This is a genomic window from Pseudomonas sp. KK4, from assembly GCF_001984065.1.
Classification (GTDB): Bacteria; Pseudomonadota; Gammaproteobacteria; order Pseudomonadales; family Pseudomonadaceae; genus Aquipseudomonas.
This window is the reverse complement of record NZ_LYVP01000071.1, coordinates 16,826-27,504: the sequence shown is the minus strand read 5'-3', so window position 1 is coordinate 27,504 and position 10,679 is coordinate 16,826. Positions and strand designations below refer to the sequence as shown.

Here is a 10,679-nt window from a genome sequence, read left to right as displayed (position 1 = left end):
GACACATCGCTTTCGCGAGCAAGCCCGCTCCCATAGATGTTACGGATTGCCGCCGATGTAGAGTCGAATGATGTCATCGATCTCCCCGGACATCTTCATCCGTACCAGCGTACGCAATATCCGTTGCACGGGCACCTCAGGGTCGTTGCGCACGTAGCACCCGACATTCTGCTCCTGCAGCACCGCCACGCCCTGCAGACGCTGTTGCGGCAGCAGTCGCTGATTGAACCATTCCAGTGTCCATTGATTGCTGACTGCATAACGATTGCGTCCCGCCTGGAGTTTTTCCAGCACCTGCTCCTGGTTGCGAGCGTCGTCGCGGTGCAGTTGGTTGGCGTCGAACAGCGGTTGCAGGGTCGGGTAGCTGTAGCCGAGCACGGTGCCGATGGACTGGTGCGACAGGCTCGCGGGGATGACGGAGGTTTGCGCGGCAGGGCGGCTGATCAACAGGTCGGGCTGGTTGAACAGCGGAATGCTCCAGATGTAGTCGCCCGACTGATTCGGCAGCCAGGACTGCGCCGCATAGCAGCGGATGTCCACCTCGCCGTGCTCCATGGCGATCTGCACACGACTGCGTGGCAGGACGTGAAACTCCGCCGGCACGCCAACCTGCGTCGCCAGGCTGAGCATCACGTCATAGAGGATGCCCTGGGTCGGCCGGCCTTGCTCGATCTGCACCATCGGCATCGCCCAACTGTCAGGCACCACGAAGCGCAACGGCGCTTGCGCGGCCGCGCCGTCCAGACTGATCAACAGCAGTGCCCCCAGGGCCAGCCGCATAAACGCTCCGCTATCGATGAAACAAAAAGCCCCCGAAGAGCAGCTTAGCCAGATTAGACGAGCGCACCGGATGCATTTTTGCCCTTGCTCCGCTAGCATTAGCCGCTTCTGCTTCTTTCGTTGCGATGGTTTTCGATGAGTTATCAGGTTCTTGCACGTAAATGGCGTCCGCGCTCGTTCCGCGAAATGGTCGGCCAGACCCATGTGCTCAAGGCTCTGATCAATGCCTTGGACAGCCAGCGGCTGCACCACGCCTACCTGTTCACCGGAACGCGCGGGGTCGGCAAGACCACCATCGCGCGGATCATCGCCAAATGTCTGAACTGTGAAACAGGTATCACTTCCACGCCCTGTGGCGAGTGCTCGGTGTGCCGCGAAATCGATGAAGGCCGCTTCGTCGACCTGATCGAGATCGACGCCGCCAGCCGCACCAAGGTCGAGGACACTCGCGAACTGCTCGACAACGTGCAATACGCCCCGAGCCGCGGGCGCTTCAAGGTCTACCTGATCGACGAAGTGCACATGCTGTCCAGCCATTCCTTCAATGCGCTGCTCAAGACCCTTGAAGAACCGCCACCCTACGTAAAATTCATCCTGGCGACCACCGATCCGCAGAAACTTCCTGCAACTATTCTCTCGCGGTGCCTGCAGTTCTCCCTGAAGAACATGACTCCTGAGCGCGTGGTCGAGCACTTGACCCACGTGCTGGGCGTCGAGAACGTGCCGTTCGAAGACGATGCGCTATGGCTGCTGGGCCGCGCCGCCGACGGTTCGATGCGCGATGCCATGAGCCTGACCGACCAGGCGATCGCCTTCGGTGAAGGCAAGGTCATGGCCGCCGATGTGCGGGCGATGCTGGGCACCCTCGACCACGGCCAGGTCTATGACGTTCTGCACGCGCTGATCGAAGGCGACGCCAAGGCGTTGCTCGAAGCCGTTCGCCATCTGGCCGAACAAGGCCCGGACTGGAGCGGCGTGCTCTCGGAAATTCTCAACGTGCTGCACCGTGTCGCCATCGCCCAGGCCCTGCCTGAAGGCGTTGACAACGGTCACGGCGATCGTGACCGGGTGCTGGCGCTGGCCCAGGCCCTGCCAGCCGAAGACGTGCAGTTCTACTACCAGATGGGCCTGATCGGTCGTCGCGACTTGCCCCTGGCGCCGGACCCGCGAGGCGGCTTCGAAATGGTGCTGCTGCGGATGCTGGCCTTCCGGCCCGCCGACACCGAAAACGCCCCGAGGCAACCGCTAAAGCCAGTGGGGATCAGCCAGGCCACGGTTGATTCCGCCAAATCAGTGGCTGCCACGCCGGTCGTTGCGGCAGTCGCACCGGTGGCTGCACCGCCGGTTGCGGCGGCTCCCGAGCCGATTGCGCCTGCAGTGACGCCAGAGCCTGTGGTCGAGGCCGTGGTGATCGAAGAAGTGGTGGACCTGCCGTGGAATGACCCGGTCGAGCCTGCGCCTGTCCAGCAACCAGCCGTCGAGCCGGTGCTGGAAACCGCCAGCGAACAACCCGAGTTGCCGCCGATGCCCCTGCCGACGCCGGACAGCGTGGTACCCGACGCCCCTGAGTGGGCCGCCGCACCGATTCCGGAACCGACCGTGGCCGAGGTCGATGCCGCCACGCCGGGCGTGGATCTGGACGACGAGCCGCCGCTGGACGAGGACTACATCGAGCCGGACATGGATTCGGCCTACAGCTACCTCGATGACCTGGCCAGCGAACACGCCGCGGAACCGGCCCCCGAGCCTGAACCCGAGCTCGCCGCCGCGCCGGCCACCGGTCTGGCCCTGCAATGGCTGGAGCTGTTCCCGAAATTGCCGATTTCCGGCATGACCGGCAGCATCGCCGCCAACTGCACGCTGATCGCCGTCGATGGCGACAATTGGCTGCTACACCTGGACCCGGCCCACAGCGCCTTGTTCAACGCCACGCAGCAGCGTCGTCTCAACGATGCCCTGAACCAGTACCACGGGCGTACGCTGAACTTGACCATGGAGCTGATCAAGCCCGAGCAAGAGACCCCGGCCCAGGCTGCCTCTCGCCGCCGTGCCGATCGTCAGCGCGAAGCCGAGGAGTCGATCCACGGTGATCCGTTCATCCAGCAAATGATGCAGCAGTTCGGTGCGGTGATCCGTAACGATACTATTGAACCTGTCGAAGCCCTGGTCGCTCAGGGCTAATAACTGAAGGCGCTCGGCTGCATGAGCCGGACGCCGTTTTAATCCCGGTAATTTTCGAGGTGATTCCCATGATGAAAGGTGGCATGGCCGGCCTGATGAAGCAGGCGCAGCAGATGCAGGAAAAAATGGCCAAGATGCAGGAAGAGCTGGCCAACGCCGAAGTCATCGGCAAGGCGGGTGGCGATATGGTCACCGTGGTGATGACCGGTCGTCATGATGTCAAGAGCGTCAGCATTGACCCGAGCCTGGTCGAAGGCCTGAGCGAAGACGACAAGGAAATGCTCGAAGCTGTGGTCGCTGCCGCCGTCAACGACGCCGTGCGCAAGATCGAAGCCAACAGCCAGGAAAAAATGGGCAGCATGACCGCTGGCATGCAACTGCCGCCGGGCATGAAACTGCCGTTCTGATTCGCCTTTGGGCGTCGGATGAGCTACATGGAAATGCCAGGCCTCTTGCCTGGCATTTTTGTTTTTGCCTGTGAAGAACACTTTGCCTGTGATATCGCCTTCGCGAGCAAGCCCGCTCCCACCGGGTTGATGTGTGAACCTGATCCAATGTGGGAGCGGGCTTGCTCGCGAAGAAGGCAACTCGATCCATCGTCAGAATCATCGAACGCCCTACCGCCACAAATGTCTGCTCCCTATATCCCCGAACCCATCGATCAAAGGAGACGCTCAAATGTCCGACCCATTGACCCTCAATCAACGCATCGTCCTGGCCTCGCGCCCGGTGGGCGCGCCGACGCCGGAAAACTTTCGCCTGGAACGGGTTGCGCTGCCGGATCTGGCCGACGGTGAGGTGCTGCTCAAAACCCTTTATCTGTCTCTGGACCCCTACATGCGCGGGCGCATGAGCGATGCACCGTCCTACGCCGCGCCGGTGCAAATCGACGAAGTGATGACCGGCGGCGCTGTCAGTCGGGTCGAACGGTCGCGCAATCCCAAATTCCAGGAAGGCGATCTGGTGGTCGGTGCCACGGGTTGGCAAAGCCACAGCATCAACGACGGGCGCAGCATCATGCCGATTCCGTCAGGCTTGCCGAGTCCGTCCATGGCGCTGGGCGTTCTGGGTATGCCCGGCATGACCGCCTACATGGGGTTGATGGACATTGGCCAGCCGAAATCAGGCGAAACCCTGGTGGTCGCGGCCGCCTCTGGTGCAGTGGGTTCGGTGGTCGGGCAAGTGGCGAAGATCAAGGGTTTGCGCGTGGTCGGCGTGGCCGGTGGCGCGGATAAATGTCGCTACGTGGTGGAAGAACTGGGCTTTGACGCCTGCGTCGACCACAAGAGCCCGGACTTCAAGGATGAATTGGCCAAAGCCTGCCCCCAGGGCATCGATGTCTATTATGAAAACGTCGGCGGCAAGGTATTCGATGCCGTGGTGCCGTTGCTCAATCCCAAAGCGCGAATTCCGCTGTGTGGCCTGATTGCGGGTTACAACGCCACCGAAGCGCCGAGCGGGCCGGACCGCCTGCCGCAGTTGCAGCGCACACTGCTGACCAAGCGCGTGCGAATCCAGGGCTTTATCGTGTTCGACGACTACGGTGATCGTCAGCCGGAATTCGCCAGCGCCATGGCGCCGTGGGTGCGCGACGGCAAGGTGAAGTTCCGCGAAGACATGGTCGACGGCCTGGAGAATGCTCCCCAGGCGTTCATCGGTCTGCTGGAAGGGCGCAACTTCGGCAAACTGGTGATTCGGGTCGCCCAGGACTGATGGCTGCTGCCATTTGACGCTGACCAGAGGCGCGGGTATAAACCGCGTCTCGTTGTTTTGTCGGACTTTTTCCCATGAGCTTCAGCCCTTTGATTCGCCAACTGATCGATTCCCTGCGCGTACTGCCGGGCGTGGGTCAGAAAACCGCCCAGCGCATGGCGTTGCAGTTGCTCGAGCGTGATCGCAGCGGCGGCTCGCGGTTGGCGCAGGCCCTAAGCCAGGCCATGGAAGGGGTCGGCCATTGCCGTTTGTGCCGCACGCTCACCGAAGATGATCTGTGCCCGCAGTGCGCCGATAACCGTCGCGACGACACGCTGCTGTGCGTCGTGGAAGGGCCGATGGATGTCTACGCCGTGGAGCAGACCGGTTTCCGCGGTCGCTATTTCGTACTCAAGGGCCACCTGTCGCCCCTCGATGGCCTGGGCCCTGAAGCCATCGGCATTCCGCAATTGATGGCGCGGATCGAGGAAGCGGGCACCTTCGCCGAAGTCATTCTTGCCACCAACCCTACGGTTGAAGGGGAAGCCACGGCGCACTACATCGCCCAGTTGCTCAGCAGCAAAGGCCTGATCGCCTCGCGCATCGCTCACGGCGTACCGCTGGGCGGCGAGCTGGAATTGGTGGATGGCGGGACGCTGGCGCATTCGTTTGCCGGGCGTAAACCCATTGCCTTGTAGCGTCTGAACCGACGTCTTCGCGAGCAAGCCCGCTCCCACCGGGTTGATGGGTGAACCTGATCCAATGTGGGAACGGGCTTGCCTTGCCAGGCAAGCGTCTGGATCTGTCTGATACACACAATCCTGTTGAAAACCAAGCAAGCGCTCGGTTAACGTCGCTGAACCCTTCAGTGGAGTTCGCCGATGCCTGCCTTCCAGGAATACTTCGACCCCGGCCACCAATTGGTCCGCGACAGCGTCAGGCGTTTCGTCGAGCGCGAGATCCTTCCGGACATCGACCAGTGGGAAGAAGCCGAGAGCTTTCCCCGTGAGCTTTACCTCAAGGCCGGCGCGGCAGGCATATTGGGCATCGGCTACCCGGAGCATTACGGTGGCAGCCACGAGGGCGATCTGTTCGCCAAGGTCGCTGCCAGCGAAGAGCTGATGCGCTGTGGCTCGGGCGGCCTGGTGGCGGGGCTGGGCTCGCTGGACATCGGCCTGCCGCCGATTCTCAAGTGGGCCAGGCCCGAGGTCCGGGATCGTGTGGTGCCGCAGGTGCTGTCCGGCGAGAAGATCAGCGCCCTGGCTGTCACTGAACCCGGTGGCGGCTCCGACGTGGCCAACCTGCAGACCCGCGCCGTGCGGGACGGCGATGTCTACCGGGTCAACGGCAGCAAAACCTTTATCACCAGCGGCGTGCGCGCCGATGTCTACACGGTGGCGGTGCGCACCGGCGAACCGGGCTTCGCCGGCATCAGCCTGTTGCTGATCGAGAAGGGCACCCCCGGCTTCACCGTAGGGCGGCAACTGAAGAAAATGGGCTGGTGGGCCTCGGACACGGCCGAGCTGTTCTTCGATGATTGCCTGGTGCCCGCAGGTAATCTGATCGGCGGCGAAAACATGGGCTTCGCCTGCATCATGGGCAACTTCCAGAGCGAACGCCTGGCCCTGGCCCTGATGGCCAACATGACCGCGCAGCTTGCCTTCGAAGAAAGCCTGAAATGGGCCCGCGAACGTGAAGCCTTCGGCAAACCCATCGGCAAATTCCAGGTGATCAAGCACCGCCTCGCGGAGATGGCCACGGCGGTGGAAGTTTCACGGGAGTTCACCTATCGCCAGGCGGCAAAAATGGCGGCGGGGCAGAGCGTGATCAAGGAAATTTCCATGGCCAAGAATTTTGCTACCGACACGGCGGACCGGATTACCCACGATGCGGTGCAGATCCTCGGTGGCCTGGGCTATATGCGCGAAAGTCTGGTGGAGCGGCTGTACCGGGATAACCGGATTCTGTCGATTGGGGGTGGGACGCGGGAAGTGATGAACGAGATCATCAGTAAGCAGATGGGGCTTTGAGATTTGTGTAGCGGCTGAAGCCTTCGCGAGCAAGCCCGCTCCCACATGTAATCGCATTTCACAAGGAGAACGCGGACAACAGTGGGAGCGGGCTTGCTCGCGAAGAGACCCTTACAGACGCCGCTTATTGATCAGACAGCGCGAACTGCGTCAGGCAAAAAGTAGGAATCCCCATGTCCTGCAGACGCTGCGACCCACCCAACTCCGGCAGATCGATGATCGCCGCCGCCTCGTGCACCCGCGCACCCATGCGCCGAATCAAATTCGCTGCGGCGATCAACGTACCACCGGTCGCGATCAGATCATCGAACATCACCACCGAATCGCCTTCGCACAGGCTGTCGGCATGCACTTCCAGAAACGCTTCGCCGTACTCGGTCGCATAACCCTCGGCCAGCACATCGGCGGGCAGCTTGCCTTGCTTGCGAAACAGCACCAACGGTTTGTTCAACTGATAGGCCAGCACTGAGCCGATCAGGAAACCACGGGCGTCCATCGCGCCGATGTGGGTGAAATCGGCCTCGACGTAACGATGGGCGAAGCTGTCCATCACCAGGCGCAGGGCCGTGGGCGACTGGAACAGCGGAGTAATGTCGCGGAAGATCACGCCCGGCTTGGGGAAGTCGATCACGGGGCGGATAAGGGATTTGATGTCGAAGGAGTCGAAAGCCATCGTCGTGGTGTCCTGGCAGGGCTGCAAACGACGCATTATAACGGCGGCTGAACCGTTTCGCTCAGCCGCTATCGCCAGAATCAGCCTTCGATCGAACCGCCTGCCAGGGCGCACAACTGGATCGGGTCGAGGATGCGGATTTCCTTGCCTTCGGCGGCGATCAGCTCGTTCTGCTGGAAACGCGTGAACACCCGCGACACGGTTTCCACCGCCAGGCCCAGGTAGTTGCCGATTTCGTTGCGCGACATGCTCAGGCGGAACTGGTTGGCCGAGAAGCCCCGGGCGCGGAAGCGCGCCGACAGGTTGACCAGGAAGGTGGCGATGCGCTCGTCGGCGGTCTTCTTCGACAGCAACAACATCATTTGCTGATCGTCACGAATCTCGCGGCTCATCACCCGCATCAACTGACGGCGCAGTTGTGGCAACTGCAGGGCCAGTTCGTCGAGGCGCTCGAAGGGGATTTCACAGACCGAGGTGGTTTCCAGCGCTTGCGCCGACACCGGGTGCTTTTCGGTGTCCATGCCCGACAGGCCGACCAGTTCGCTCGGCAGGTGGAAGCCGGTGAGCTGTTCTTCGCCCGCATCGCTCAGGTTGAAGGTCTTCAAGGCGCCGGAGCGGACGGCGTACACGGAATCGAAGGTGTCGCCCTGGCGGAACAGGAACTCACCCTTTTTCAGCGGGCGGCCACGTTTGACGATTTCGTCCAGCGCTTCCATGTCTTCCAGATTCAGGGAAAGTGGCAGACACAGCGGGGCCAGGCTGCAATCCTTGCAGTGGGCCTGGTTATGAGCGCGCAGTTTTACTGGCTCGGACATTTGTTCAATCCTTGTGGGAAAACACACATAAGACGTAAGGGTAACTCACCGCAGGACATTGAGGCCAGCGCATGGCGCTTTTGTCGCCGCAACCTAGATCACTCGAGAAAACCGTTGCTGGCTGTGTTGTTGCGCCTCTTGAAGGTAGGCGTCAAACACCATGCACACCGAGCGCACCAATAAGCGTCCGGCGGGCAGCACACTGATTTTTTCCGCGTCCAGCGTGATCAGGCCATCCTTGGCCATTTGCTGCAATTGAGGCCATATTTCGGCGAAATAGCCCTGAAAATCGATGTTGAAGCTGTGCTCGATTTCAGCGAATGCCAGGCTGAAATGGCAGATCAACTGTTGAATCACCGCGCGGCGAATGCGGTCGTCGGCATCGCCTATCAGGCCACGGCAGGTGGCCAGTTGCGCCGAGGCCAGGCTGTTCTGGTACTGGTTCAAGTCGCTGCTGTTCTGGCAGTACAGATCGCCGATCTGGCTGATCGCCGACACGCCCAAGCCGATCAAATCGCAATGTCCATGAGTGGTGTAACCCTGGAAATTGCGTTGCAGGGTCGATTCTTCCTGGGCGATCGCCAGTTCATCGTCGGGCAGGGCGAAGTGATCCATGCCGATGTAGCGGTAACCGGCCTCGGTCAGTTGAATGATGGTGCGCTGCAACATGTCCAGTTTCTGCGCGGGAGTGGGCAGCTCCTGGCTGTTGATGCGCCGTTGCGGCATGAACCGTTCCGGCAGGTGCGCGTAGTTGAACACCGAGAGCCGATCCGGTTGCAGGTTGATGACCTCATCGACGGTGCGGGCGAAGCTGTCCGGGGTCTGTTTCGGCAGGCCGTAGATCAGGTCGACGTTGATCGAGCGAAATTGCAGGGTGCGCGCGGCATCGATCACCGCCCGGGTCTCCTCCAGGCTTTGCAGGCGATTGACCGCGCGCTGCACCGCCGGGTCGAGGTCCTGCAGGCCGATACTGACCCGGTTGAAGCCCAGTTCACGTAACAGGCCCATGGTCGACCAGTCGGCTTCTCGGGGATCGATTTCGATGCCGTAGTCGCCGGAATCATCGTCGAGCAAGTTGAAGTGAGTGCGCAGGTGCGCCATCAGTTGGCGCAATTCATCGTGGCTGAGAAAGGTCGGCGTCCCGCCGCCAAAGTGCAGTTGCTCGACCTTCTGCGCCGGGTCCAGGTGACAGGCGATGAGCTGGATTTCCTGTTCCAGGCGCTGCAGATAGGGCAGGGCGCGGCCACGGTCCTTGGTGATGACTTTGTTGCAGGCGCAGTAGTAACAAATGTTCGCGCAGAACGGCACGTGCACATACAGCGACAGTGGCCGCTGGGCCTTGCGGCTGTCGCGCAGGGCGTGCAGCAGGTCGAAACTGCCGACCTGACCATGGAACTGCACGGCGGTCGGGTAAGAGGTGTAGCGCGGTCCCGCCAGATCATATCGGCGGATCAGATCGGTATCCCAACGAATGGCGTCGAGCATCATGCGGGCATCCCCCGGAATGGGCTGGCGTTTGGGCCAGTCTAGGGGGCGGGGGATTTGCGGATCTTGATTTGTATCAAGGGTCGGGATTTTGTGTTGCGTTCAATGGCCTCTTCGCGGTCAACCTAGTGCCCCATGAGCCAATGCTGATGCGGCCCCGGCAAGGTCCAGAGGCCAAACAGGATCACCAGCAGGCCGCCGGCCATCCGCACGCTGCGTTTGCGCAACAGCGCCGTCACCCGCTCAGCGGCGAGGCCGGTGGCGAGCAACACCGGCCAGGTGCCGAGGCCGAACGCCAGCATCAGCAGCGCGCTGTCCAGCGCATTGCCCTGACTGGCCGACCAAAGCAGCGTGCTGTAAACCAGCCCGCACGGCAGCCAGCCCCAGAGGGCGCCCAGCAGTAACGCGCGGGGAATGCTCGACACCGGCAACAGCTTGTTCGCAACCGGCTGGATATGCCGCCACAGACCGCGACCGAGGCTTTCGATGCGCGTCAAACCACTCCACCAGCCCGCCAGGTACAGGCCCATGGCAATCAGCAACAGCCCGGCAAGCACGCGCATGAACATCGCCGCCGGGCTGTTGGCCACCGCCCAGCCAGCCAGGCCGATCAACAGGCCGGCGGTGGCATAACTGAGGATGCGTCCCAGGTTGTACGCCAGCAGCAGGCGAAAGCGGCGGCTGCGCTGTTCCTTGGGAATCGCCAGGGTCAGGGCGCCCATCAGGCCGCCGCACATGCCCAGGCAATGACCGCCACCGAGCAGGCCGAGAATCACCGCGGACACCAGCAAGGGCGCCAATTCAAGCATGGGGCGGGACCTTGTCGTCGGGCTTGGCAGGATGGCCGCTGGCCTCATCGACGGCAGCGGTGTGGTTCGGGTCCTGATCGTCGAACAGGATGCTGTGGGCCGGGCCGTCGAGGTCGTCGTACTGACCGCTGTCGACCGCCCAGAAGAAGATGTAGATAGCGATGGCCACGATCAGCAGTGCGGCCGGGATCATCACGTAGAGAGCTGGCATCTG

11 protein-coding genes are annotated in these 10,679 nt (G+C 62.0%); 5 read left to right on the top strand and 6 right to left on the bottom strand.

From position 1 onward, the window contains the following. Positions 1-39 precede the first annotated feature (39 nt). Positions 40-780 (bottom strand): ABC transporter substrate-binding protein, encoded by a 741-nt coding sequence (locus B0W55_RS20670; RefSeq protein ID WP_077047773.1) that lies wholly within the window; start codon positions 778-780, stop codon positions 40-42. A 135-nt stretch (positions 781-915) separates the two neighbouring features. Here B0W55_RS20670 and dnaX point away from each other — a divergent pair, with 135 nt between their 5' ends. The 5 genes from dnaX to B0W55_RS20645 all read left to right on the top strand — a co-directional run bounded on the left by dnaX (position 916) and on the right by B0W55_RS20645 (position 6,683). Beyond that, the gene (gene dnaX / locus B0W55_RS20665) at positions 916-2,961 is read left to right on the top strand and encodes a DNA polymerase III subunit gamma/tau (protein ID WP_077047772.1); all 2,046 of its coding nucleotides are present in this window, start codon (positions 916-918) and stop codon (positions 2,959-2,961) included. A 68-nt stretch (positions 2,962-3,029) separates the two neighbouring features. Next, positions 3,030-3,368: a YbaB/EbfC family nucleoid-associated protein gene (locus B0W55_RS20660; RefSeq protein WP_077047771.1), complete on the top strand. Its 339-nt coding sequence runs from the start codon at positions 3,030-3,032 to the stop codon at positions 3,366-3,368. Between the two features lie 271 nt (positions 3,369-3,639). Then, the gene (locus tag B0W55_RS20655; RefSeq protein WP_077047770.1) at positions 3,640-4,674 is read left to right on the top strand and encodes an NADP-dependent oxidoreductase; all 1,035 of its coding nucleotides are present in this window, start codon (positions 3,640-3,642) and stop codon (positions 4,672-4,674) included. 74 nt (positions 4,675-4,748) lie between these two features. After that, entirely contained in the window at positions 4,749-5,351 is a 603-nt protein-coding gene (gene recR / locus B0W55_RS20650; RefSeq protein WP_077047769.1) for a recombination mediator RecR, read from the top strand. A gap of 183 nt (positions 5,352-5,534) precedes the next feature. Beyond that, positions 5,535-6,683, top strand: a complete 1,149-nt coding sequence (locus B0W55_RS20645) for an acyl-CoA dehydrogenase family protein (RefSeq protein ID WP_077047768.1) — start codon at positions 5,535-5,537, stop codon at positions 6,681-6,683. Between the two features lie 124 nt (positions 6,684-6,807). On the opposite strand, the gene B0W55_RS20640 is transcribed toward B0W55_RS20645, so the two are convergent. From B0W55_RS20640 to ccoS, 5 genes are all read right to left on the bottom strand, one after another. Then, positions 6,808-7,356, bottom strand: coding sequence for an adenine phosphoribosyltransferase (locus B0W55_RS20640; RefSeq protein WP_077047767.1), 549 nt, complete (start codon positions 7,354-7,356; stop codon positions 6,808-6,810). An 80-nt stretch (positions 7,357-7,436) separates the two neighbouring features. Next, entirely contained in the window at positions 7,437-8,171 is a 735-nt protein-coding gene (fnr, locus tag B0W55_RS20635) for a fumarate/nitrate reduction transcriptional regulator Fnr (RefSeq protein ID WP_077047766.1), read from the bottom strand. Between the two features lie 93 nt (positions 8,172-8,264). Then, positions 8,265-9,656 (bottom strand): oxygen-independent coproporphyrinogen III oxidase, encoded by a 1,392-nt coding sequence (gene hemN / locus B0W55_RS20630; protein ID WP_077047775.1) that lies wholly within the window; start codon positions 9,654-9,656, stop codon positions 8,265-8,267. 125 nt (positions 9,657-9,781) lie between these two features. Then, positions 9,782-10,465, bottom strand: a complete 684-nt coding sequence (locus B0W55_RS20625; protein WP_077047765.1) for a sulfite exporter TauE/SafE family protein — start codon at positions 10,463-10,465, stop codon at positions 9,782-9,784. Then, entirely contained in the window at positions 10,458-10,676 is a 219-nt protein-coding gene (gene ccoS / locus B0W55_RS20620; RefSeq protein ID WP_077047764.1) for a cbb3-type cytochrome oxidase assembly protein CcoS, read from the bottom strand. Before ccoS ends, B0W55_RS20625 begins: the two co-directional genes overlap by 8 nt. Positions 10,677-10,679 lie beyond the last annotated feature (3 nt).